This is a genomic window from Rhizobacter koreensis (assembly GCF_013366375.1).
In the GTDB taxonomy this organism is placed as follows: domain Bacteria; phylum Pseudomonadota; class Gammaproteobacteria; order Burkholderiales; family Burkholderiaceae_C; genus Schlegelella_A; species Schlegelella_A koreensis.
Genome location: NZ_JABWMJ010000001.1, coordinates 394,960 through 418,764, shown reverse-complemented (window position 1 = coordinate 418,764; position 23,805 = coordinate 394,960). Strand labels below are relative to the sequence as shown.

Here is a 23,805-nt window from a genome sequence, read left to right as displayed (position 1 = left end):
CCGACGGAGACCGCGATGGAAAAGACCTGGCTCAAGAACTACCCCGAAGGCGTGCCGGCCGAGATCGACATCGGCCGCTACCCGTCGCTGGTGGCGCTGCTCGACGAGGGCCTGCGCAAGCACGCGAGCCGCACCGCGTACACCTTCATGGGCAAGCCGATGACGTTCGCCCAGCTCGACCAGCAGTCGGCGGCGCTGGCCGGCTATCTGCAGAGTCTCGGCCTCGTGCCCGGCGACCGGGTCGCCATCATGCTGCCCAACGTGCCGCAGTACCCGGTCGCCGTGGCGGCGATCCTGCGCGCCGGCTACGTGGTCGTGAACGTGAACCCGCTCTACACGCCGCGCGAGCTCGAGCACCAGCTCAAGGACTCGGGCGCCAAGGCGATCGTGATCCTCGAGAACTTCGCGACCACGCTGGGCAAGGTGCTGGCGAACGTCCCGACCCGGCACGTGATCCTCGCCGCGATGGGCGACCTGCTCGGCTTTCCGAAGGGCGCGATCGTCAACTACGTCGTGCGCAAGGTGAAGAAGATGGTGCCGGCGTACGACCTCGGCAGCAGCGCGGTGCGCTTCAACGACGCCCTCGCGCGCGGCCGCGCCAAGCCGTTCACGCCGGCGCGCGTGGGCCCGGACGACATCGCGGTGCTGCAGTACACCGGCGGCACCACCGGCGTCAGCAAGGGCGCGGTGCTGCTGCACCGCAACCTGGTCGCCAACATCCTGCAATCCGAGGCGTGGTACCAGCCCGCGCTGAAAAAGATCCCGGGCAACGAGCAGATCGTCACGGTCTGCGCGCTGCCGCTCTATCACATTTTCGGATTCACGACGAACATGATGCTTTCGATGCACATGGGCGGCGCCAACATCCTGATCGTGAATCCGCGCGACCTGCCGGCGATGTTCAAGGACATCCGGCGCGAGAAGTTCCACAGCTTTCCGGCCGTGAACACGCTGTTCAACGCCATGGTGAATCACCCCGACTTCGCGAGCGTCGACTGGTCGAGCCTCGTGATCTCGGTCGGCGGCGGCATGGCGGTGCAGAGCGCGACCGCCAAGCAGTGGCTCGAGAAGACCGGCTGCCCGATCGTCGAGGGCTACGGCCTCTCGGAGACGTCGCCGTCGGTGACCTGCAACCCGGTCGACAGCACCAGCTTCAGCGGCAACATCGGCCTGCCGCTGCCGAGCACCGAGATCAAGATGCTCGACGACGCCGGCGACGAGCTGCCGGTCGGCACGCCGGGCGAGATCGCGGTGCGCGGCCCGCAGGTCATGGCAGGCTACTGGCAGCGCCCCGACGAGACGGCAAAGGTGATGACGCCCGACGGCTTCTTCCGCACCGGAGACATCGGCATCCTCGACGACCGCGGCTTCACGCGCATCGTCGACCGCAAGAAGGACATGATCCTGGTCAGCGGGTTCAACGTGTACCCGAACGAGGTCGAGGACGTCGTCACGCAGATGCCGGGCGTTCTCGAATGCGCGGCCATCGGCGTCGCCGACCCGAAGGCGGGCGAGGTGGTCAAGCTCGTGATCGTGCGCAAGGACCCCTCGATCACCGAAGCGGCGGTCCGCACGTACTGCGAGGCCAACCTCACCGGCTACAAGCGGCCGCGCGTCATCGAATTCCGCAACGAGCTGCCGAAGACGCCGGTCGGCAAGATCCTGCGTCGCGAGCTGCGCGACAAGATCGCCGCCTGAGGCGGCGCCGCGCCGCATCGAACCCGTGATCTGGTCCAAGACCGAAGCCGGCCGGCGCGAGATCCAGTCGCGCGAGCGCGTCCAGGCGCGCGCGCAACGGACGCTGCTGCTGCTGATCGACGGCGTCAGGACCGACGCCACGCTGCTCGCCAGCGTCGCCGGCGTCACGCCGGCCGACTTCGACACGCTGCACGGCCTTGGGCTGATTGCACCCGCGGCGAACGGCTCGGCCGGGCGCGCCGACGCGCAGGCGTCGTCGTCAGGGGAGGCAGTGGCGCGCCTCGGAGACGGGTGGGCGGTCACCCACCCGGGCGACGCCGGCGCCGGGACCGCCGGTCCGGCCGACGGTTCGGCGCCGGTGCCGGACCCGAGCAGCGTCGCGCCGGCCTCGACCCAGGCGGCCGACCGGCGCGCACTCGCCGCCGCGCTCACCCAGCTGATCCCCACCCACCTGGGGGTACGCGGCTTCACGCTGACCCTGGCGGTCGAGCGGGCGAGCTCGCTCGACGAGTTGCGCAGCGTCGCCGAGCGCGCCATCGAGGCGATCGCGCGTCGCCGCGGCGACGCGGTGGCGGCGGACGCACGGCGCACGCTGTTCGGCCGCTGAACCGGGCGCGCCGATGAGCGCGTGGTCGGGCGCGCGCCGCGCCGTGCGCGCGGCGCTGCTCGGCATCGCCGCGTTCGTCGTCCTCGTCGAGGAGTGGGGCTCGCGGCCGCTCGCCCGCGCCGCGGCGTGGATCGCGCGCTGGCCGCCGCTCGCGCACCTGGAGGCGCTGATCCGGCGCAGCGGGCCGCGGGCCGCGCTCGCGCTCTTCCTGGGACCGGCGCTGCTGCTCTTCCCGCTCAAGCTGGCCGCGCTCGCGCTGATCGGTGCCGGTCACGTCGCGCTCGGCGTCGGCGTGATCGTCGCCGCCAAGCTGGTCGGTACCGCCTTCGTCGGGCGCCTGTTCGTGCTGCTCGAGCCGCAGCTGATGCAGTTCGCCTGGTTCGCGCGTGCGCTCGCGTGGTGGCAGTCGGTGAAGGCGCGCCTCGTCGGCGCCATCCATCGTTCGGCCGCGTGGCGCGCCGCACGGCGCGTGCGACGGCGCGTGGGCGCCTGGCTGCTGCGCCTGCCGCGCGGGATGCGCTAGCCTCCGCAGCGCGCCGCCACGAGCGCCTGATGGAGACATCACGATGAAAAGGCCCGACCCTTCGCGGCGTCAGATGCTCGGCGCGGCCCTCGGCACCCTTGCGCCCGCTGTCTGGCCGACACTCGCGCGCGCCCAGACGTGGCCGAGCAAGCCGATCCGCTTCATCGTGCCGTTCGCACCCGGCGGCAGCTCCGAGATCGTCGCCCGCGCGACCGCCGGCGAGATGACGAAGCTCATCGGCCAGAGCGTGTTCGTCGACAACAAGCCCGGCGGCGCCGGCAACGTCGCGATGGGCGAGGCGGCGCGCGCCGACGACCAGCACACGGTGATCCTCGGCCACATCGGCACGCTCGCGGTCAACCCCTACATCTTCGAAAAGCTCCCGTACGACCCGAACAAGGACTTCCGGCCCATCTCGCTGCTCGCCAAGGTGCCGAGCCTCTACGTGGTGCGGCCCGACGTGCCGGCGAAGAACCTGAAGGAGTTCATCGCGCTCGCCCGCGCCAAGCCGGGCGCGCTGAACTACGGCTCGGCCGGCAACGGCAGCGCCGGCCATCTGGCGATGGAATACCTCAAGATGGTGAGCAACACGTTCGTGCTGCACGTGCCGTACCGCGGCACCGGCCCGCAGCTCACCGATCTGATGGGCGGCCGCCTCGACGCGGCGGCGGTCGGCGCGCCGGCGGTGCTGCAGTTCATCAAGGCGGGCAAGCTGCGCTGCATCGCCACCGGCTCGGCGCAGCGGCTGGCGCAACTGCCGGACGTCGGGACGGTCGCCGAGCAGGGCTTCCCCGGCTTCGAGATGACGCAGTGGTACGGCCTCCTCGCGCCGTCGTCGCTCGCCGCGCCCAACGCCGAGCGGCTCGCGAGCGTCGCCGCACGCGCGGTGCGCGAGCCCGCGGCGGCGAAGGCGCTCGAGACCGATGCCGCCATCGCGATCGGCAGCAGCGCGGCCGAGTTCGCCGCGTTCATCGCCCAGGAGCAGAAGCGCTGGAAACCGGTGATCGCACGGGCGAAGATCAAGCCCGACTGACGCCCGGAGGCGCCGGGCCGCGCGCCTAGGCGCGCTCGAAGATGGCTGCGATGCCCTGGCCGCCGCCGATGCACATGGTGACCAGCGCGTAGCGCCCGCCGATGCGCTGCAGCTCGTGCAGCGCCTTGGTCGCGATCACCGCACCCGACGCGCCGATCGGGTGGCCGAGCGCGATCGCGCCGCCGTTGACGTTGGTGCGGGCCGGGTCGAGGTCGAGGCCGCGTGCGACGGCGAGCGCCTGCGCCGCAAACGCCTCGTTGCTCTCGACCACGTCGATGCGATCGAGCGTGAGACCGGCCTTCTTGAGCGCGAGCCGGCTGGCGGGGATAGGGCCCTCGCCCATGATCTCGTTCGGCACGCCGGCGACCGCGTACGAGACGAGGCGGGCGAGCGGCCGGTGGCCGCCGCTCGACGCGACCGCTGCGTCGGCGAGCACGACGAACGACGCGCCGTCGTTGATGCCCGACGCGTTGCCGGCGGTCACCGAGCCGTCCTTCTTGAACGCCGGCTTGAGCTTGGCGAGCGACTCGACCGTGGTGCCGGCCTTCACGTGCTCGTCGGTGTCGAACACGACCTCGCCCTTTCGGGTCTGCTTGACGATCGGCACGATCTGCGAGGCGAAGCGGCCCTCGGCGATCGCCGCGGCGGCGCGCCGGTGCGATTCGGCGGCGAGCGCGTCCTGCTCCTCGCGCGTGAGGCCCCACTTGGCAACCAGGTTCTCGGCGGTGATGCCCATGTGGCCGACCCCGAACGGGTCGCTCAGCGTCGCGACCATCATGTCGGTGAGCTGGGTGTCGCCCATGCGCGCGCCGCTGCGCATCGCGGTCGACAGGTACCCGGAGCGGCTCATCACCTCGACGCCGCCGCCGATGCCGATGTCGCAGTCGCCGAGCAGGATGTTCTGCGCGGTCGTCACGATCGCCTGCAGCCCCGACGAGCAGAGCCGATTCACCGACATCGCGACCGACTCCATCGGCAGCCCGGCCTGGATCGACGCGACGCGCGCGACGTAGGCGAAGCGCTTCTCGGTCGGAATGGTGTTGCCGACGGTCACGTAGTTGATCGCCTGCGGGTCGACGCCCGAGCGCGCGACCGCCTCCTTCATCACCGTGCCGGCCAGCTCCGCGGGCTCGATGTCGGCGAGCGCGCCACCGAAGGTTCCGACCGCCGAGCGCACCGCGCTCAGCACCATGACGTCACGCTTGCTCATCGCGAGCCTCCTGCTATTCGATGGCCTTGGCCATGTCCTCGACGACCTTCTTGGCGTCGCCGAAGACCATCATCGTCTTGTCCATGTAGAAGAGCTCGTTGTCGAGACCGGCGTAGCCGGCCGCCATCGAGCGCTTGTTGACGATCACCGTCTTGGCCTTGTACGCCTCGAGGATCGGCATGCCGTAGATGGGGCTGCCCTTGGTGTGCGCGGCCGGGTTCACCACGTCGTTGGCGCCCAGGATGATCGCGACGTCGGCCTGCCCGAACTCGCTGTTGATGTCCTCCATCTCGAACACCTGGTCGTACGGCACCTCGGCCTCGGCGAGCAGCACGTTCATGTGGCCGGGCATGCGGCCGGCGACCGGGTGGATCGCGTACTTCACGGTCACGCCCTTCTCGGTGAGCTTGAGCGCGAGCTCCTTGACCGCGTGCTGGGCGCGCGCGACCGCGAGGCCGTAGCCCGGAACGATGATCACCGTCTCGGCGTTGCCGAGGATGAACGCGGCGTCGTCGGCGCTCCCGCTCTTGACGGCGCGCTGCGCCGCCGCCGGCCCGGCCGCTGCGCTCGCTTCCCCGCCGAACCCGCCCAGGATCACGTTGAAGAACGAGCGGTTCATCGCCTTGCACATGATGTAGCTCAGGATCGCGCCCGAGCTGCCGACCAGCGAGCCGGCGATGATCAGCATGCTGTTGTTGAGCGAGAAGCCGATGCCCGCGGCGGCCCAGCCCGAATAGCTGTTGAGCATCGAGACCACGACCGGCATGTCGGCGCCGCCGATCGGGATGATGATCAGGACACCCAGCACGAAGCTGAGCGCGAGCATCGCGAAGAACGCGCTCCAGTTGCCGGTGAACGTGAAGACGAGGCCGAGGCCGATCGTCGCGAGGCCGAGCACCAGGTTGAGCAGGTGCTGGCCGCCGAAGGTGACCGGCGCGCCCTGGAACAGGCGGAACTTGTACTTGCCCGAGAGCTTGCCGAACGCGATCACCGAGCCCGAGAACGTGATCGCGCCGATCGCCGCACCCAGGAACAGCTCGAGGCGGTTGCCGGTGGGGATCGGATCGCCGCGCGCGGCGATCCCGAACGCGTTCGGCTCGGCGACCGCGGCCACCGCAATGAACACCGCCGCGAGGCCGATCATGCTGTGGAAGAACGCGACGAGCTCGGGCATCTGCGTCATCTCGACCGTGCGCGCGCGGTACGCGCCGTAGGCACCGCCGACGACGAGCCCGAGCAGCACCCAGCCCATGCCGAGCAGGTTGCCGCCGGAAATGCGCAGGATCAGCGCCGCGGTGGTGAAGACGGCGATCGCCATCCCGACCATGCCGAACAGGTTGCCGCGGATCGACGTGGTCGGGTGCGACAGGCCCTTGAGCGCCTGGATGAAGCAGACGCTCGCGATCAGGTAGAGCAGGGTGACGAGGTTGAGGCTCATGCCGCCTCCGCCACGACGTGGCTGCCGGTCGATCGAGGCGCCATGGAGCGGCTGGGCTCAGGTCTCACGAGACCCGCGCTCACGGCTGCTTCTCCGCGGGCGGCAGCGCCTTCTTCTCCTTCTTCTTGAACATCTCGAGCATGCGCCGCGTCACGAGAAAGCCGCCGAACACGTTGACTGCGGCGAGCGCGACCGCGAGCACGCCCATCGTCTTGCCGAGGCCGGTCTCGGTGAGCGCCGCGGCCAGCATCGCGCCGACGATGACGATCGCCGAGATCGCGTTGGTGACGGCCATCAGCGGCGTGTGCAGCGCGGGCGTGACGGTCCACACCACGTGGTAGCCGACGTAGATGGCGAGCACGAAGATGATCAGGTTGACGAGAGTGGGCGAAACGACGTCCATGCGGTCCTCGGGGCGTTGATCGGGTGGCGAGCGCGGCTCGGATGCGGGCGCTACTTGCGCCGCACCTCGCCGCTCTGGGCGACGAGGCAGGCGGCGACGATGTCGTCGTCCATCGGCACCGTGAAGGCGCCGTCCTTGGGCAGCACGAGCTTGAGGAAGTCGAGCACGTTGCGCGCGTAGAGCGCCGACGCGTCGGCGGCGACGAGCGCCGGCAGGTTGGTCTCGCCGACCAGCGTGACGCCGTGCTTGACCACGGTACGGTCGGCCTCGGTGAGCGGGCAGTTGCCGCCGACGCCATCGGCACCCTTGCCGGCGGCGAGGTCGACGATCACCGAGCCCGGCTTCATCGACCGCACCATCTCCTCGGTGATCAGCACCGGTGCGGCGCGGCCGGGGATCAGCGCAGTCGAGATGACCACGTCGGCCTGCGCGACCCGCTTGGCGACCTCGACCTTCTGGCGCTCGAGCCAGCTCGGCGGCATCGGCCGCGCATAGCCGCCGACGCCTTCGGCCGCTTCCTTCTCCTCGGCGGTCTCGTACGGGACGTCGATGAACTTGGCGCCGAGGGACTCGACCTGCTCCTTCACCGACGGGCGCACGTCCGACGCCTCGATCACCGCGCCGAGGCGCTTGGCGGTCGCGATCGCCTGCAAGCCCGCCACGCCGACGCCGAGCACGACGACGCGCGCCGCCTTCACGGTCCCGGCCGCCGTCATCAGCATCGGAAAGAAGCGCTGGTAGCGGTCGGCGGCGACGATCACGGCCTTGTAGCCGGCGATGTTGGCCTGGCTCGACAGCACGTCCATGCTCTGCGCGCGCGTCGTGCGCGGCGCGGCTTCGAGCGCGAACGCGGTCACGCCGGCTGCGGCGATCGCGGCGAGGCCCGCGGCGTCGAACGGGTTGAGCATGCCGACCAGGAAGGTGCCCGGCTTCATCAGCGCGAGCTCGTTCGCGTCGGGCGAGCGCACCTTCAGCACGAGCTCGGCGCCGAACGCGCCGGCCTTGTCGGTGATCTCGCAACCGGCCGCGGTGTACGCGGCGTCCGTCGCGCTCGCCGCGACGCCGGCGCCCGTTTCGACTTGCAGCCGATGACCCTGCCCGACCAGCTTCTTCGCGGTCTCCGGCGTCACCGCGACCCGCGTCTCACCGCGACTCGTCTCGAGCGGTACCCCAATCAACATCCAATGTCTCCTCGGCGGCGCGTTGCGCTCTCCAGCGGCTCGGGCGCGACGCCGGAGCTTACAAGAAAGAACGTGCGCGCCCGCCCGCGGCCGGGCGCTGCCTGCGCGAGCGGCGAAGCGCTGTTGGCGCCGACGCCTACCATCGCCGCATGAGCGAACGCTGGAAGCCGAACGTCACCGTCGCCGCGGTGATCGAGCGCTCGATCGCCGGCGAGCGCGAGTTCCTGCTGGTCGAGGAACACACGCCCGAGGGCCTGCGCCTCAACAACCCGGCGGGCCACCTCGAGCGCGGCGAGACGCCCGAGCAGGCGGTGGTGCGCGAGGCGCTCGAGGAGACCGCGCGTGTGTTCACGCCGCGCCACCTGATCGGCGTCTACCTCTCGCGCGTGCAGAGGCCGCGCGGCGACGTCACGTACCTGCGCTTCGCGTACGCGGGCGAGGTCGGCGACGCCGACCCGGGCCGGCGCCTCGACACCGGCATCGTGCGCACCGCATGGTTCAGCCTTGCCGAGGTGCGGGCGAGCCGCGCGCGCCACCGCAGCGATCTCGTGCTGCGCTGCATCGCGGACCACTGCGCCGGGCGCGCGCTGCCGCTCGACAGCGTCTACGCGAGTCCGACGATCTTCGAGCGGCGCTGAGCGGCCGCGCGAAGGCGCCGCCCGGCGCCTTGGCGCCAGGTCCGCATCGACAGCAGCCACGCACCGGCGCGACCCGAGTCGGCGCTAGAAGCGCGACGAAGGCACCATGCCGACCGGCACCGCATCGGGTGCGCGGCGCCGGATCGTCCACGTGAAGAACGCCGCCGCCAGGCCCGCCAGCCCTGCGAGCAGCAGCACCATCGCCGTCGGCCCGAGCGCGGCGGCGAGCAGCAGCGAGCCGACCAGCGGCCCGGCGGCCTTCGAGATCAGCACCGGCGCCGACAGCGCGCCATTGATCGCGCCGTAGGCGGCGCGGCCGTACAGCTCGGCCGGGATCGCGCCGCGCACGATCGTCATCACGCCGTTGCCCGACCCGTAGAGCAGCGCGAAGACGCCGATCCACACCATCGATCCCCCGAGCAGCGCGAGCAGCACCAGCGAGACCGGCAGCAGCCACATCGCGATCACGCCGACCTTCGACGCCGACCAGTCCGGCAGCCAGCGGTACTCGGCGATGCGGCCGAGGACCTGCATCGGTCCGACCAATGCGCCGATCCACGCCGCCTCGGCGAGCGACCAGCCCTTGGCGTGCAGCACCGGGATCAGGTGCACCGTCATGCCCGAGAAGACCAGCGCGTTGCCGGTGAATGCGACCGCGAGGCGCAGGAAGGCCGGGTCGCGCACCGCGGCGCGCCAGTCGTCGATCGACCCGGCAGGGCGGGCGACGTCGGCCGCAGCGGATGCCGCCCTGCCCGGCGCGTGCCGAGGATCGGCCGGCGCCGCAGTGGACCCATGCCCGCCTGCCACGTCGGGCGCGCGTGGCGCCGACGAGGGCGCGCCGCCGGACCCGGCCGCAGGCGCCGAGGTGGCCGCCGCCGGCCGCGACGCGACGTCGTCCGCCGCCGGCGACGCCGACGCCTGCGTCGAGGCGCGCCGCGACGGCAGCACCAGCGCATGCAGCGGCAGCGCGACCAGCCCGTTGATGGCACCGAGCACCAGCAGCGCCGTCTGCCAGCCGAACGCCTGCACCAGCGCCTGCGTGAGCGGCCAGAACACGGTGCTTGCAAAGCCGCCGAACAGCGTGACCGCGGTGATCGCACGGCGCTGGCCGGCGCCGAACGCCTGGCCGAGCACCGCGAACGCCGGGTCGTAGAGCGTGGCGGCCATGGTCACGCCGAGCGCCGCCCACACGAGGTAGAGCTCGAGGACGCTGCTCACGTGGCCGAGCAGCGGCAAGAGCAGCGCCGCGGCGAGCGACCCGGCGCTCATCACCCATCGCCCGCCGTGGCGGTCGATCAACGCGCCGAACGGCGCCGACGCGAGGCCGGTGATCAGCAGCGCGACCGAGTAGGCGCCGACGACGACCGCCGGCCGCGCATCGACCGCGGCGGCGAGCTTGTCGACGATCAGCGCGAACGCGTAGTAGAGCGAGCCCCACGAGACGATCTGCGCGATGCCGAGCGCGACCACCAGGCGCGCGCCCGCCGGCGGCGCGGCGCCGCGGTCGGCCGGCGGAAGGGGCGGCGCACGCATCCGGCGATCATCGGCGAAGTCCGCGCCCCGCCGCGCGCCGCCCGGCGCGGCCGTTTGGGCCGCTCCGGCACGGTTGTTCGGCCCGCAGCCGTCGGCTGGCGCCGACAACCCCGCCCCCGCGCCCCGACCGCGCTTCACGGGACAATGGCCGCATGACGGAACGAACCCCTCTCCAGCGCGTCGTCGTCGGCCTGTCGGGCGGGGTCGATTCGGCCGTCGGCGCCTGGCTGCTCAAGCGCGCCGGCCACGAGGTGATCGGCGTGTTCATGCAGAACTGGACCGACGACGACCGCCCGGGCAGCGACGGCGAGGACGCCTACTGCTCGTCGCGCCAGGACTTCATCGACGCGGCGAGCGTCGCGGACCGCATCGGCATCGAGATCGAGCACGTCAACTTCGCCGCCGAGTACAAGGACCGCGTGTTCGCCGAGTTCCTGCGCGAGTACCGGGCCGGGCGGACGCCGAACCCCGACGTGCTGTGCAACGCCGAGATCAAGTTCAAGGCCTTCCTCGACCACGCGGTGCGGCTCGGCGCCGAGCGCATCGCGACCGGCCACTACGCACGGGTGCGGCAGGCGGCGGGTGGCAGCTTCGAGCTGCTCAAGGGTCTCGATCCGCTCAAGGACCAGAGCTATTTCCTGCACCGCCTGAACCAGGCGCAGCTCGCGCGCACGCTGTTCCCGGTGGGCGAGCTGCCCAAGACCGAGGTGCGCCGCATCGCCGCCGAGATCGACCTGCCGGTCGCGACCAAGCGCGACTCGACCGGCATCTGCTTCATCGGCGAGCGGCCGTTCCGCGAGTTCCTCAACCGCTACCTGGCGTCGCGGCCGGGGCCGATCGAGGACGACCGCGGCCGCGTGGTCGGCGAGCACGTGGGCCTGTCGTTCTACACGCTCGGCCAGAGGAAGGGCATCGGCCTCGGTGGCGTGAAGACGCGCGGCGCCCGGCGCGGCGGCAGCGAGCACGCGCCGTGGTTCGTCGCCCGCAAGGACCTCGAGCGCAACGTCCTCGTCGTGGTGCAGGGGCACGAGCACCCGTGGCTGCTGTCGCGCGCGCTGCGCGCCGACGACGCGAGCTGGATCGCCGGTCGCCCTCCGGCGGGCGAGCGCGTCGGCGCCAAGACGCGCTACCGGCAGGCCGACGCCGCCTGCCGCATCGACGCGGAGGCGGCGTCGCTGACCGCCCGCTTCGACGCGCCGCAGTGGGCGGTGACGCCGGGCCAGTCGGTGGTCGTCTACGACGGCGAGGTCTGCCTCGGCGGCGCGGTGATCGCCGATGCCGAGCCGTGGCGCGACTCCCCAGACGCGCGCAGCGCGCGCCGCCACGCGGTGCCGCTCGACGCCTGAATCGTCCCGGGCCGCAGGCGCTCGATCTGCCGCGCGCCTCGGGTCGCCGCAGGCCGCGAACGCGCGGGCATACTCGGCCGTCCGCCCACGCCGATGTACCGACCTGCCCACTTCGACGAGCCGCGCCCCGAGGTGCTGCGGCGCCTCGTCCACGACCACCCGCTCGGCCTCCTGATCACGCCCCGGGCCGACGGCGGCATCGGCGCCGACCCGATCCCGTTCCTGCTCGACGACGACAGCGCCGGCGGCCCCGGCGTGCTGCGCGGCCACGTGGCACGCGCCAACCCGCTGTGGCGCGAGACGCCCGCCGGTGCCGAGGCGCTGGTCGTGTTCGGCGGACCCGAAGGCTACGTGTCGCCGGCCTGGTACCCGAGCAAGGCCGAGCACGGCAAGGTCGTGCCGACCTGGAACTACGTGATGGTGCAGGCGCGCGGCCCGCTGCGCGTGATCGACGACCCTGCGTGGCTGCGCCGGCTGGTGACCCGGCTGACCGAGCGCCACGAGGGCACGCGCGCCGCGCCCTGGGCTGTCGACGACGCGCCGGCCGACTATGTCGATGCGCTGCTGCGCGCGATCGTCGGCATCGAGATCCCGCTCACCTCGCTGGTCGGCAAGTGGAAGGTGAGCCAGAACCGGCCGGCGGCCGACCGGGCCGGTGTCGCGGCCGGCTTGCGCGCGGAGGCGAACGACACGGCCCTTGCCGCCGAGGTCGAGCGGCCGGGCGGGGGCTTGGCATGAGCCTTCTCCCCGACGTTCGCCCGCGTGCGGTTTCGGCCCGTGGCGCTTCCCGCAGGGTCGCTCTTGCATTCGCCGCGCTCGCCGCTGTCGGCGCGTCCATCGCGCCCCCGGCGACCGCCGCCGGCGCGCCCGCATTCGAGGACACCATCGCGCAGCGCGTGCGCGCGTGCACCGGCTGCCACGGCCTGCAGGGCCGCGCCACCAGCGACGGCTACGTGCCGCGGATCGCCGGCAAGCCGTCCGGCTATCTCTACCATCAGCTCCTCAACTTCCGCGACGGGCGGCGTCACTACGAGCCGATGAACCATCTGCTCAGGCCGCTCACCGACCGCTACCTGCGCGAGATCGCCGACTACTTCGCCGGGCTGCAGGTGCCGTATCCGGCGCCGCAGCCGGCGCCGCCCGACGCCGTGGCGGCGCGCGGCCGCGAGCTCGTGACGCGCGGCGACCCGGCCCTGCAGGTGCCCGCGTGCGCGAGCTGCCACGGCGAATCGCTGATGGGCATCGAGCCGGCGAGTCCCGGTCTGGTCGGACTGCCGCGCGACTACATCAATGCGCAGCTGGGCGCCTGGCGCAGCGGCAAGCGCAAGGCGGTCGCGCCCGACTGCATGTCGCTGGTCGCGCAGCGCCTGCCCCTCGAGGACATCGGCGCGGTCTCATCCTGGCTCGCGGCGCAGCCGGTCGGCGCCGGCGCGAAGCCGGTGCGCGCCGCCGACGCCCAGCCGATGCCGCTGCCGTGCGGCAGCGTGCTCGCCGAAGCGCCGACGCAGGCACCCGCCGGCTCCCCGCCGCCGCCGCAGGCGCCGCCCGCGGCGAACGCCGCCGGGCGCCCGGCGATTCCGGCGCCGCCGCCGACGCTGCGCGCGCCGGCGAGCCGCTGAGCATGGCTGCGATGCGAACCATGACCCGCGGCTGGGGCCGCACGCTGGCGGCGATCGCGCTCGTCGCGATCGTGCTGGTCGCCGCGCTCGCGTTCCTGAACCGGCTCGACGAAAGCGCGGTCGGCGCCAATGCCGCGGCACCGCCGAGCGACGCCGCCAGCGTCGAGCGCGGCCGCTACCTCGCCGCCGCCGGCAACTGCGTCTCGTGCCACACCGTCAGCGGCGGCGCGCCGCTCGCGGGCGGACGCGCCATCGAGACGCCGTTCGGCGCGGTCTACGCGCCCAACCTCACGCCCGACCCCGACAGCGGACTCGGGCGCTGGAGCGCCGGCGAGTTCTGGCGCGCCATGCACAACGGCCGCTCGCGCGACGGGCGCCTGCTCTACCCGGCGTTCCCGTACCCGAACTACACGCGCGTGACGCGTGCCGACTCGGACGCGATCTACGCCTACCTGATGAGCCTGCCGCCGACGCGGTCGGCGACGCCGACCAACGAGCTGCGCTTCCCGTTCAACCTGCAGGCGTCGCTCGCCGTCTGGCGCGCGCTCTACTTCCGGCCTGGCACCTTCAGCGCCGACACCACGAAATCCGCCGAGTGGAACCGCGGCGCCTACCTGGTCGAAGGGCTGGCGCACTGCGGCGCCTGCCACGCACCGCGGAACGCGCTCGGCGCCACGCGCCGCTCGGTCGGGCTCGCCGGCGGGCTGATCCCGGTGCAGAACTGGTACGCGCCATCGCTGACCTCGAACGCCGAGGCGGGCGTCGGCGACTGGAGCATTGCGGAGATCGTGAACCTGCTGCAGCACGGCCTGTCGGCGCGCGGCATCGTCACCGGCCCGATGGCCGAGGTAGTGCAGAACAGCACGCAGTACCTCGGCAGCGCCGACCTGGGCGCGGTCGCGACCTACCTGAAGTCGATCGCACCCGCGGCGCCCGCGCCGCAGGGTGCCGCGTCGGCCGGACCGGTGAACCCGCGCGGCGCCCAGCTCTACGCGCAGCACTGCGAGGAATGCCACGGCACCGACGGCCGCGGCGTGCCGAACGCCTATCCGCCGCTCGCCGGCAACCGCGCGGTCACGATGGACCCGCCGGCCAACCTGGTGCACATCGTCCTGCAGGGCGGCTATGCGCCCGCGACTGCCGGCAACCCGCGCCCGTTCGGGATGCCGCCGTACGCCGGCGTGCTGAGCGACGACGACATCGCCGATCTGCTGACGCACCTGCGCGGCGCATGGGGCAACCGCGGCGGCACCGTCTCGACGCTCGACGTGCGGCGCTACCGCACCGGCAGCTGAGCGGGCAGCGCCCCGCTCGACTCCGTCCCGACGCGAGACGAAGAAAAGGCCCGCAGTTTCGAGGCTGCGGGCCTTTCGTCGACCAACCGCTGCGCGGCGGCTCAGAACGGGATGTCGTCGTCCATGTTGTCGAAGCCGGTCGACGACTTCGGGGCCGGGCGCGACGCGGCCGGCCGAGAAGCCGGCGCCGAGCGCCCGCCGCCCTCGCCGTAGCCGCCGCGGTCTTCGTCGGCGGTCGGCGCGCCCGTGCCTTCGCGGCCGCCGAGCATCTGCATCTCGCTCGCGATGACCTCGGTCGTGTACTTCTCGGCGCCGTCCTTGTCCTGCCACTTGCGGGTCTGCAGGCGCCCTTCGACGTACACCGAGCGGCCCTTCTTCAGGTATTCGCCGGCGATCTCGGCGAGGCGGTCGAAGAAGACGACGCGGTGCCATTCCGTCTCTTCCGAGCGCTCGCCGGAGTCCTTGTTCTTGCGCTGGCGCGAGGTGGCGATCGTGACGTTGCAGATCGCGCCGCCATTCGGCGAATAGCGCACCTCGGGATCGCGCCCCAGGTTGCCGACGAGGATGACTTTGTTGACCGACGCCATGGCGCGCTCCCGGAAAATGCAAGAAAACTGCCGGGGATTATGGAGCGGGCGGGCCGCCGCGGCCTCGCCTTTCGGAAGGCACCCGCACGGCCGGCATCCCTTCGCCCGGGCGTGCCGGAGCGGCTCCCGTACCATCGCCGGTTGCCCTTCGCGCCGATGCTCGCCCAGACCGCCCCGTCCGCTACCGACCCGCTCCGGATCCTCGCCGACGTCTTCGGCTACGCCGCCTTCCGCGGCGCGCAGGCCGAGATCGTCGACCACGTCATCGGCGGTGGCGACGCGCTGGTGCTGATGCCGACGGGCGGCGGCAAGAGCCTGTGCTACCAGGTGCCGGCGATCGCGCGGCACCGCGCCGGCGCCGGCGTCGCGCTCGTCGTGAGTCCGCTGATCGCGCTGATGCACGACCAGGTCGGCGCTCTCGAGGAAGCCGGCGTCCACGCCGCGTTCCTGAACTCGTCGCTCGACGGCCGCGATGCCGAGCGGGTCGAGCGCGAGCTGACGAGCGGCCGGCTGGTGCTGCTCTACGCCGCACCGGAGCGCATCGCGTCGCCGCGCTTCCTGGCCCAGCTCGATTCGCTGCACGCGCGCGGCCTGCTCAGCCTGTTCGCGATCGACGAGGCGCACTGCGTGAGCCAGTGGGGCCACGATTTCCGCGAGGACTACCTGAACCTCGACGTGCTGCACACGCGCTACCCCGGCGTGCCGCGGGTCGCCCTGACGGCGACCGCCGACGCGCTGACGCGCGCCGACATCGTGGAGCGTCTGCAGCTCGAAGACGCGCGCGTCTTCATCAGCAGCTTCGACCGGCCGAACATCCGCTATGCCGTCGTCGAGAAGGACAACGCGCGGGCCCAGCTGCTGCGTTTCATCGGCGACGAGCACGAGGGCGACGCCGGCATCGTGTATTGCCAGTCGCGCAAGAAGGTCGACGAGACCGCCGCCTGGCTCAACGCCGAGGGCATTCCGGCGCTCGCGTACCACGCGGGGCTCGACGCCGACGTGCGGCGCCGCCACCAGGACCGGTTCCTCCGCGAGGAAGGCATCGTGATGGTCGCGACCATCGCGTTCGGCATGGGCATCGACAAGCCCGACGTGCGCTTCGTCGCCCACCTCGACCTGCCGAAGAACATCGAGGCGTACTACCAGGAGACCGGGCGCGCCGGGCGCGACGGCCTCGCGGCCGATGCGTGGATGGCGTACGGCCTCGCCGACGTGGTCAACCAGCGCCGGATGATCGACGAGAGCCCGGCGGGCGAGGAGTTCAAGCGCGGCCAGCGCGCCAAGCTCGACGCCCTGCTCGCCCTCGCCGAAGCGCACGACTGCCGGCGCGTGCGCCTGCTCGCCTACTTCGGCGAGCCGAGCACGCCCTGCAAGCCGCACCAGAACGCCTGCGACAACTGCCTGCAGCCGCCGGCGACCTGGGATGCCACCGAGGCGGCGCGCATGGCGCTCTCGGGCGTCTACCGCTTCCACCAGCACTCGGGCAAGCGCTTCGGCGCCGGCCACCTGATCGACGTGCTGCGCGGCAAGGCGACCGAGAAGGTGAGCCAGAACGGCCACCAGGGGCTCAGCACGTTCGGCATCGGCGCCGGCATCGCCGAGCCCGAGTGGCGCGCGGTGCTGCGCCAGCTGATCGCGCTCGGCCACCTGCGCGCCGAGGGCGAATACAACACGCTCGAGCTGACCGAGACCTCGCGCGAGGTGCTGCGCGGCGGCGTGCCGATCCTGCTGCGCCGGCCGAGCGCCACCGCCGGCCGCGGGTCGCGCGGCGTGCGCCGCAGCGGGTCGGGGCGTGGGGGCGACAAGCCGCCGCCGCGCGAGCTCGACGCCGACGCGCTGGCCCGCTTCGCGGCGCTCAAGGCGTGGCGCGCCGAGGTCGCGCGCGAGCACAACCTGCCGGCCTACGTGGTGTTCCACGACGCGACGCTCGCCGACATGGCGGCGGCGGCGCCGGCGTCGCTCGACGCACTCGGCCAGATCAGCGGGGTGGGGACGAAGAAGCTGGAGGCGTACGGCCCGGAGATCCTGCGGGTGCTGGAAGGGCGCGCGGGTCGTACAGCGCATGAACCTCCCGACCAATTCGCCTGAGCGCGTCGGTGCTCCAGGGCGCGCCCGAGTAGCGCGCCTCGACGTCGCCGACCGGGCGCCGTAGCGCGATCCAGCCGGCGAACGGTCCGGCGACGCCGACGACCCATTCGCCCGGTCCGCGCGCAAGGCGTCCGAACGCGGTGAGGCTCGCGATCGAGGTCGGGCGATTGCCCTGCATGGCTTCGGCCGCGCTCGCGCCGCTGCCGCGCGACTTCGCCTCGAGCTGGTCGAGCACCTCGGGGCGAGGCTCGTCGTAGACGACGATCACCACCTGCTCGCGCACGCGTTCGGCCGGGGCAGCGGGCGGGGCGAGAGCGCTGCCGGACGAGGGGGCGGGCTTGTCCGGAGCGCCCGCCGCAGCGACGGCGGCGCTCGCAGGCGTCGCTGTCGCAGCCGTGGCGACCCCCGCTGCGGTCGTCGCGCTCGTCGCGCTGTTCTCGGTCGTGGCGCTTGCCGCGTAGGTCGTGCCGGTCGTGCCCGCGTCCGCCGCCCCGCCGTCGGGGCCGCGCGGCCTCGGCGCCGCACTGGGCGGCGGGTTGCCGCGCTGGATCTCGAAGCAGTGCGTGCCGTGCTGCAGGGTTTCGGAGCGGAAGCCTGGCTGCGCCTCCTTGCGCAGCGCCTCGCCGAGCCGCCCGCAGGGCGAGCCGGACGGCGGAGCCGCCAGCGTCTGCCACTGCCCCGGCGAGCCGGCGTCGCGGATCGGCTGAACCTCCTCGGTGAGGATTCGCCACGCGATGTCGGCGACCGCCACACCGATGCCGCCGGGCTCGCGCCATGTCTGCACGCTCTTCACCTCCGGCACCTGGAGTGCCGCGTCCGAGGGTTTCCTGATCTCGGCACGCACCAGTTCGGCCGCACCGGGGTCGGTGACGACCGAACGCTGGCGCATCTGCGTCGCCCCGAGACCTTCGCCGTCGTCGCGCCCCCAGTCGACCGCGTAGAGCGTCAGCGAACCCTCGCCGGGCGCGGGCGATGCCGCGAGCGCGAGGAAGCGCACCCGCGCGTCGAGCAGCACCGCGGGTTGCAGGTAGCGCGGCACCGACCAGACCGAGTGCTCGCCGCTGCAACCGGTCGCTGCAGCGTGGCGCGCCGGATAGAACTCGATCTCGGCGATGCCCGCGCGGCGCGCCGGCACGAACAGCCCGCGGCTGCGCCGCTCGTCGAGAAACAGGCTCCCGGGCAGGCGCTCGCGGCCGTTGGCGGTCGTTACCGAGCACTCGACTTCGTGACGAACGGCCTTGAACTGCAGGTCGCCCGGGACGGCCCTGAAATCGGTGCGGCTGCGCCAGAGCGCCGTCGTGAGCAGCGCCCGCAGGCTGCCGTTGACGCCGGGCTCGGAGGTCGCGAGCGCCGCCACGCGCTTGGCGTCGGCGACGGGCTTCAGCCAACCTTCGAACCCGCGCATCGTGCGGTTGCCGAGGAACGCGATCTTCGCCTTCGCCTTCTCGACCAGGTCGGCGGCTTCGAGCAGCACGCCGAGCTCGGCGCCGGCCGCACCGGGCAAGGGGTCGCTCTCGGAGCGCAGGCGGCGCTCGACGAGCCCGCGCGCGGTCGCGAACTGCTCGAAGCTCTCGAGCACCGGCGCTTGAACGAAGACCGCGAACACGGCGTACGGCAGCAGCAGGAAGCCGACGAGGATGGCGCTCAGGCCAAGCCAGAAGTTGCGCTTGCTCACCGCCTCGGCGCGCCGCGTCTCGGCCTCGGCCCGATGCGTCTCGGCTTCGGCCCGATCGCGTTCGGCCTGGCTGCGCAGGCGGTCGGCGTCGGCCTGCCTGGCCAGCGCCTCGGCGCGCTCGAACTCGGCGGCGATGCGCAGCCGGTCGGCCTCGACGCGTGCACGCTCGGCCTCGAATTCCCGCATCTGCGCAGCGCGCTGGCGCTCGGCCTCGCGTTCGCGCTCGCCGGCGAGCCGCGCCCGCTCCTGCAGCTCGAGCTCGCGCGCGACCGCCTCCTGGCGTGCGCGCTCCTCGGCGTCGCGCGCGGCCTGCGAACGCTCGATGAAGGCGTCGATGTCCGATTCGAGCGGCGCCAGGCGCGGGCCGTCGCGGTCGAGGCGCAGCACCTTGAACCACGCCGCACGCTCGGCGGGCTCGACCAGCAGTGCGGCGAGGCCCTGGTCGCGGAAGTGGTCGAGGTCGGCCGACTCGAGCAGCAGGCGCTCGGGCCGGCCGGCGGCGAGCCAGCGGCCACAGCGCCGCAGCACGTCGACGAAGGCCTCGAAGCGTTCGGCCTCGCGGTCGACGAGGCCGCGAAAGCGCGACCAGCCGCGGATGAACGACTCGTGCGACACCTTGAGCGTGACGCGCTGCGGGTTGTCGTCGTCCCAGTAAAGGTAGTCGACCGAGCCGACGAACCCGAACGCGCCGGAGCGGCCGCCCTCCGGGTCTTCGATCAGCGCGCGCAGCGCGGCGCGCGTGCTCGGCTCGGGATCGGCGTCGAACAGGCGCGGGTCGTCGACGTCGATGCGCTGCTGCGTGTACATGCCCGTGTTCGGGTCCTTGAACGCGAGCCGGCGCAGCAGCGACTCGATGCGGGCGCGATCGCGCGGGCTGCGGCGCTGGAAGATCGCCTCGGCCCAGTTCTCGAGGCAGGCGCGCAGCACGTTCACCGCGTCGGGAACGCTGCCGTCGATGCCGACCACGCGCTCGCGCACGCCGCCTTCGGGCGGCTCCGACGGCTCGGGCAGCTCGCCGGGCTCGCGCTCCGCGCGCGCGTCGAGCGCCGCCACCGCCATCGTCAGGTCGACCGGCAGGATCGCAGCAGGCACGCCGCGCGGATCGACGTGCTCGCGCCGGCACGCCATCTCCCACATGCGCGCGAGCAGGTGCTGCAGGAGCGGAAGGTGGTCCGGATCGTGGGTGATCGCCTGCACGTCGCGCAGCAGACGCGCCAGCACCGCCTCGTCGAACAGCACTTCGGCTGGCAGCGTCGCCGGATCCACCGAGCGCTGGCGCTGCACGAGGCGCAGGAAGCGCTGCGCCGGCAGCGTGATCGCGTCGCGCAGCTCGGCCGTGTCGAGCCGGCGCACCAGGTACGACGCGCGGTTGATCGCGTCGGGCAGCTCGAGATAGCTCGCGCAGTCCGAGAGGTGCTCGCTGCGCATCGTCAGCACCACGTAACAGCGCTCGTGCGGACCGAAGAAGTGGTCGATCACGCGCTCGACGAGGTGGCGCGCGTCGTCGCTGTCCTTGTTGGTGAAGTGGAACAGCTCCTCGAACTGGTCGATCACGAACAGCAGGCGCGCCTCGTGCGGGTCGGGTCCCGGCCCGACGTCGAGGTCGCCCGAGTAGGTGTCGACGAGGCGCGAGAAGCCGGCATCCAGGCGCAGCAGCGCCGCGATCTCCTCGACGCGTGCGCGTTCCGCATCGGGCGAGTCGAGCCGCCGCAGCAGCTTGGCGAACTTCGACGCCATGCGGGTGACCGGCGACACCGGCAATTCGCCCGGGCGCGCCGGGGCCGCGTTGGTGCCGGGCACCGAGACCATCGGCACCCAGAAGTCGCCCGCTCCCGGAATGCCGAAGCTGCGCAGCTCGGGCACCACGCCGGCGTGGATGAGCGACGACTTGCCCGACCCGGAACCGCCGATCACCGCGACGAAGTGCGTCTCGCGCAGGTGCTCGATCACCTCGCGGACCTGCCGCCCGCGCCCGAACAGCAGCGACGCCTCGTGGTCGAGGAACGGCCGAAGGCCCGGGTACGGCTCGAGCGGGAGCCGGAACGCGGGCGCAGCCGCGGTGACCGCGTCCATCGCTCAGGCCGCCGCGATGGCGGCGCGCTGTGATGCCGCGAGTCGCTTCTTGTCGGCGCGATCGAGGATGCGCTGCAGGAACGCCTCGAGCTCGGAGGTGTCGTCGGCGACGACGTCGATGTCCTCCTCGCGCTCGGCCTGGAACCGCAGCACGTCCCACGACCAGGCGACGATCGGCGCCTTGGGGTCGGGTTGCGGCGGCATCAGGTACGCGACGATGCATGGCGCGACGTCGCGCCCGTGCAGCCGGTCCTCGACCTTGTTGATCTGCGAGAGCAGCGAGCGCGGCTCCTTCTTGCCCCAGAGCAGCACCACGCCGTCGGCGTCGTCGAGCGGCGGGTGGTGCTCGATCTCGTCGATCGGCAGGCCGCGCGGCCGAATGAAGAGCGGCGGCGCGATCTTCTTGCCCTCGACGAGCTTGTCCCACTTGCGCTTGATCTGCTCGCCGAGCGGCTTCCAGAGCAGACGCTCGTTGCGGTTGCTCTCGATGTAGATGCGCACCGCCGCCGCCTCGCCCGCGTCGACGGGCGCGGCCGGCTGCTCGCCGATCAGCCGCGTCATCAGCCCCGCGGGTTCGAGCGCCTGTGCCGCGACCGCGGCGATGAACTCGGACTGGCCCGGACGCGCGATCTGCGGAGCCGGCACGCTGCGCAGGTCGACCCAGACCAGCGACTCGGCCGGCCTGCCGAGGCGCAGCCACGCGTCACGCTGCAGCGCGAGGTGACCGCCGGGGGCGAACGGCAGCAGCGGCTGCGCCTCGTTGAACGGCAGCGCGAGCAGGTCGGCGCGCTCGAACTCGGCGAACTCGCCGAACAGCGCATCGCGCCCGAGCGCGTCGACGTGCACGCCGACGCTCAGCAGCGACGTGCGCAGGCTCGCCACCGCTTCGGCGAGCTCGGGCGTGGTGACACCGAGCAGCACGTGAGTCGCGTTGGCACCGGAGGGCGCGGCAGGTACCAGATCGGTCCGACCAAGCAGCGGCTGCGCGCGCGAGAGCGGCGGCAGCGGCCGCGACACCTCGACCTTCGGTGCCACGCTCGCGCTGCGCGCGATCTTCGCCGAGAGGTCGCGGATCAGGCTCTCGAAGCGATCCTGGAACGCCTCGGACGGGATGCCGCGACCGTCGTCGAGGCGCTGGTAGATCGGCACCGGCGTGTCGCGGTCGGCGAGCTCGTAGAAGCGCAGCCACGCCTGGTCTTCGTTCGGGACCAGGCGCTTCCAGCTCGCGGTCGCCTGCACGTTGCGGATCGCGTTCTCGGACATCGCGACGATGTAGAGCCGCTCGCGCCGGCCTTCCTCGCCGAACAGCGCCTGGAAGTACTCGAGCTCCTGCAGGCACCAATCGGAGCTCGCGTAGTTCTCGTGCACGACGATGATCATCGCGAACGACTCGGCGACGGTGGCCTTGAGCTGGTCGCTGAGGCGGCCCGACGCGATCGGCGTCTCGCTGCCGAAGAACGGCGGCGGAATGCCGCCCTTGACGCGCGCGCGGCTCGGCAGCACCGCCCGCAACTGGTCGGCGAACTTCGTGATCCAGCCGTAGTAGCCGTCGTTGTCGCCGTTGGCGTAGCTGATGAACGCGCTGTACCTGCAGTCGCGGATCTCTTTCATGGCCGAACCTCCGGAGCTTCGCGAGCGCCTTCCAGGCGCGACAGCACCGCATCGAACGGACGCTTGAACATGGTCCGGCAATACAGCGTTTCGGCGCTCGCGAAGTCGCTGTTCTCGTAGAACTTGTTGGCCGGCGCGCCGCCGCCGCAGAAGCCGAAGTGCGCGCACGCCGCCTCGCACGCGCGGGTGCCGTGCACGATCGCGCTCCACAGGCGCTCGAAGCACGCGCTGCGCGCGCTCGCCAGATAGCCGTCGGTCCGGACGTTGCCGAGCACGAAGTCGCCGAACTCGGCGGCGCGCTGGCCGAGCAGCTCGGGCGAGAAGGTGCCGAAGCGGCCGTCGTGTCCCACCGTGATCAGCGCGAACGGCTGCGCCTGCGCGTTGTCGGGCCAGGCGCGGCCCTGCCAACGCACACGCGGCAGGGGCGCGCGGATCAGGTCGAGCGCGAGGCCGAGCTCGCGGATTCGCAGCGGCGGGTCCGATGCCAGGGATCGGTCGAGCAGGTGCTGGACGAACGCGGCATGCGCGGCCTCGCGACCGGCGAGGCTCGAGCGCGCGTGCACGCCTTCGGCCTCGTCGTAGTTGCAGCCCACTTCGGCAACGCCCTGCTCGACGAAGAAGTCGACGAAGCCGTGAGCGTCGGCGAAGGTGTCGGCGGTGACGACCGCGATCGCGTGGAAGGCGATGCCGTGCGCGCGCAGGCGCTGCATGCCGGCGACCACGCGGGCGTGCGTGCCGTGCCCCCCGCGCGTGCGCCGATGGCGGTCGTGCAGCGCGGCCGGGCCGTCGACGCTGACGCCGATCTGCACATGGTGGCGCTTGAACAGCTCGCACCACGCGTCGTCGATCAGCGTGCCGTTGGTCTGGATCGAATGGGCGACCCGGCACGTGCTGCCGAGCACCTGCTCGAGCACCGAGAACGCCGCGGCGTAGAACGCACGCGGCATCGCGAGCGGCTCGCCGGCATGCCAGACCACCGTGATCTCGTCGCGCGCCAGGTCGTCTTCGAGCAGGCGTTCGGCCGCGCGCCGTACGGTGGCGATCGACATGCGTGCGGTCGAGTCGCGCTCCGGCAGATAGCAGTAGTCGCAGTCGATGTTGCAGAACGGCGTGGCCTGGAGGATGAGCAGACGCGTCTGCAGCGCCGGTGCGAACTCGGCCGGATCGAAGCGGATCGTGGGCGCGGGCCGTGGGAGGGCGCGCGGGCGACGCGCGAACCAGCGGATCGGGGCTTCGGCGAACATCGC

The 23,805-nt window shown here is 72.3% G+C and carries 19 protein-coding genes; 10 read left to right on the top strand and 9 right to left on the bottom strand.

The window, feature by feature from the left end:
* Positions 1–15: 15 nt before the first annotated feature.
* From HQN59_RS01835 to HQN59_RS01820, 4 genes are read left to right on the top strand one after another with little or no spacing between them, the layout of a single operon-like run.
* Entirely contained in the window at positions 16–1,698 is a 1,683-nt protein-coding gene (locus HQN59_RS01835; RefSeq protein WP_176065486.1) for a long-chain-fatty-acid--CoA ligase, read from the top strand.
* Between the two features lie 25 nt (positions 1,699–1,723).
* Positions 1,724–2,305 carry a hypothetical protein gene (locus HQN59_RS01830; RefSeq protein WP_176065485.1) on the top strand — a complete coding sequence of 194 codons (582 nt, stop codon included), beginning with the start codon at positions 1,724–1,726 and terminating at the stop codon, positions 2,303–2,305.
* 13 nt (positions 2,306–2,318) lie between these two features.
* A complete protein-coding gene (locus tag HQN59_RS01825; RefSeq protein ID WP_176065483.1) occupies positions 2,319–2,828 on the top strand; it encodes a hypothetical protein in 510 nt (169 codons plus the stop codon).
* 43 nt (positions 2,829–2,871) lie between these two features.
* On the top strand, positions 2,872–3,861 hold the full coding sequence (locus HQN59_RS01820) for a Bug family tripartite tricarboxylate transporter substrate binding protein (RefSeq protein WP_176065481.1): 990 nt from the start codon (positions 2,872–2,874) through the stop codon (positions 3,859–3,861).
* Between the two features lie 25 nt (positions 3,862–3,886).
* Here the strand turns inward: HQN59_RS01820 and bktB are convergent, their stop codons facing one another.
* From bktB to HQN59_RS01800, 4 genes are all read right to left on the bottom strand, one after another.
* Positions 3,887–5,071 (bottom strand): beta-ketothiolase BktB, encoded by a 1,185-nt coding sequence (gene bktB, locus HQN59_RS01815; protein WP_176065479.1) that lies wholly within the window; start codon positions 5,069–5,071, stop codon positions 3,887–3,889.
* Between the two features lie 13 nt (positions 5,072–5,084).
* Entirely contained in the window at positions 5,085–6,509 is a 1,425-nt protein-coding gene (locus HQN59_RS01810) for an NAD(P)(+) transhydrogenase (Re/Si-specific) subunit beta (protein WP_176065477.1), read from the bottom strand.
* A 79-nt stretch (positions 6,510–6,588) separates the two neighbouring features.
* On the bottom strand, positions 6,589–6,912 hold the full coding sequence (locus HQN59_RS01805) for an NAD(P) transhydrogenase subunit alpha part 2 (protein WP_176065475.1): 324 nt from the start codon (positions 6,910–6,912) through the stop codon (positions 6,589–6,591).
* A 50-nt stretch (positions 6,913–6,962) separates the two neighbouring features.
* The gene (locus tag HQN59_RS01800) at positions 6,963–8,093 is read right to left on the bottom strand and encodes a Re/Si-specific NAD(P)(+) transhydrogenase subunit alpha (protein WP_176065473.1); all 1,131 of its coding nucleotides are present in this window, start codon (positions 8,091–8,093) and stop codon (positions 6,963–6,965) included.
* A 149-nt stretch (positions 8,094–8,242) separates the two neighbouring features.
* On the opposite strand from HQN59_RS01800, the gene HQN59_RS01795 reads away from it, so the two are divergent.
* Entirely contained in the window at positions 8,243–8,731 is a 489-nt protein-coding gene (locus tag HQN59_RS01795) for an NUDIX domain-containing protein (protein WP_176065471.1), read from the top strand.
* A gap of 84 nt (positions 8,732–8,815) precedes the next feature.
* Here HQN59_RS01795 and HQN59_RS01790 read toward each other — a convergent pair whose 3' ends face one another.
* Positions 8,816–10,264, bottom strand: coding sequence for an MFS transporter (locus HQN59_RS01790; protein WP_176065469.1), 1,449 nt, complete (start codon positions 10,262–10,264; stop codon positions 8,816–8,818).
* Between the two features lie 152 nt (positions 10,265–10,416).
* Between HQN59_RS01790 and mnmA the strand changes: the two genes are divergently transcribed.
* The 4 genes from mnmA (at position 10,417) to HQN59_RS01770 (ending at position 14,524) form a co-directional block, all read left to right on the top strand.
* Positions 10,417–11,610 carry a tRNA 2-thiouridine(34) synthase MnmA gene (gene mnmA / locus HQN59_RS01785; RefSeq protein ID WP_176065467.1) on the top strand — a complete coding sequence of 398 codons (1,194 nt, stop codon included), beginning with the start codon at positions 10,417–10,419 and terminating at the stop codon, positions 11,608–11,610.
* A 93-nt stretch (positions 11,611–11,703) separates the two neighbouring features.
* The gene (locus HQN59_RS01780) at positions 11,704–12,348 is read left to right on the top strand and encodes an FMN-binding negative transcriptional regulator (protein ID WP_176065465.1); all 645 of its coding nucleotides are present in this window, start codon (positions 11,704–11,706) and stop codon (positions 12,346–12,348) included.
* Entirely contained in the window at positions 12,345–13,229 is an 885-nt protein-coding gene (locus tag HQN59_RS01775) for a c-type cytochrome (protein ID WP_176065463.1), read from the top strand. The genes HQN59_RS01780 and HQN59_RS01775 overlap by 4 nt, the downstream gene beginning before the upstream one ends.
* A gap of 11 nt (positions 13,230–13,240) precedes the next feature.
* Positions 13,241–14,524 (top strand): cytochrome c, encoded by a 1,284-nt coding sequence (locus HQN59_RS01770; RefSeq protein ID WP_425342677.1) that lies wholly within the window; start codon positions 13,241–13,243, stop codon positions 14,522–14,524.
* 101 nt (positions 14,525–14,625) lie between these two features.
* Here HQN59_RS01770 and ssb read toward each other — a convergent pair whose 3' ends face one another.
* The gene (gene ssb / locus HQN59_RS01765) at positions 14,626–15,111 is read right to left on the bottom strand and encodes a single-stranded DNA-binding protein (RefSeq protein WP_176065461.1); all 486 of its coding nucleotides are present in this window, start codon (positions 15,109–15,111) and stop codon (positions 14,626–14,628) included.
* Positions 15,112–15,267: 156 nt separating this feature from the next.
* On the opposite strand from ssb, the gene recQ reads away from it, so the two are divergent.
* Positions 15,268–17,199, top strand: coding sequence for a DNA helicase RecQ (gene recQ, locus HQN59_RS01760; RefSeq protein WP_176066245.1), 1,932 nt, complete (start codon positions 15,268–15,270; stop codon positions 17,197–17,199).
* Here the strand turns inward: recQ and HQN59_RS01755 are convergent.
* The 3 genes from HQN59_RS01755 to grrM are packed head-to-tail and all read right to left on the bottom strand — an operon-like array spanning position 17,090 to position 23,802.
* On the bottom strand, positions 17,090–20,947 hold the full coding sequence (locus HQN59_RS01755; RefSeq protein ID WP_176065459.1) for an nSTAND1 domain-containing NTPase: 3,858 nt from the start codon (positions 20,945–20,947) through the stop codon (positions 17,090–17,092). The genes recQ and HQN59_RS01755 overlap by 110 nt on opposite strands.
* 3 nt (positions 20,948–20,950) lie before the next feature.
* The gene (locus HQN59_RS01750) at positions 20,951–22,558 is read right to left on the bottom strand and encodes a toll/interleukin-1 receptor domain-containing protein (protein ID WP_176065457.1); all 1,608 of its coding nucleotides are present in this window, start codon (positions 22,556–22,558) and stop codon (positions 20,951–20,953) included.
* Positions 22,555–23,802, bottom strand: a complete 1,248-nt coding sequence (grrM, locus tag HQN59_RS01745) for a cyclophane-forming radical SAM/SPASM peptide maturase GrrM/OscB (RefSeq protein WP_176065455.1) — start codon at positions 23,800–23,802, stop codon at positions 22,555–22,557. The genes HQN59_RS01750 and grrM overlap by 4 nt, the downstream gene beginning before the upstream one ends.
* Between the last annotated feature and the right edge of the window lie 3 nt (positions 23,803–23,805).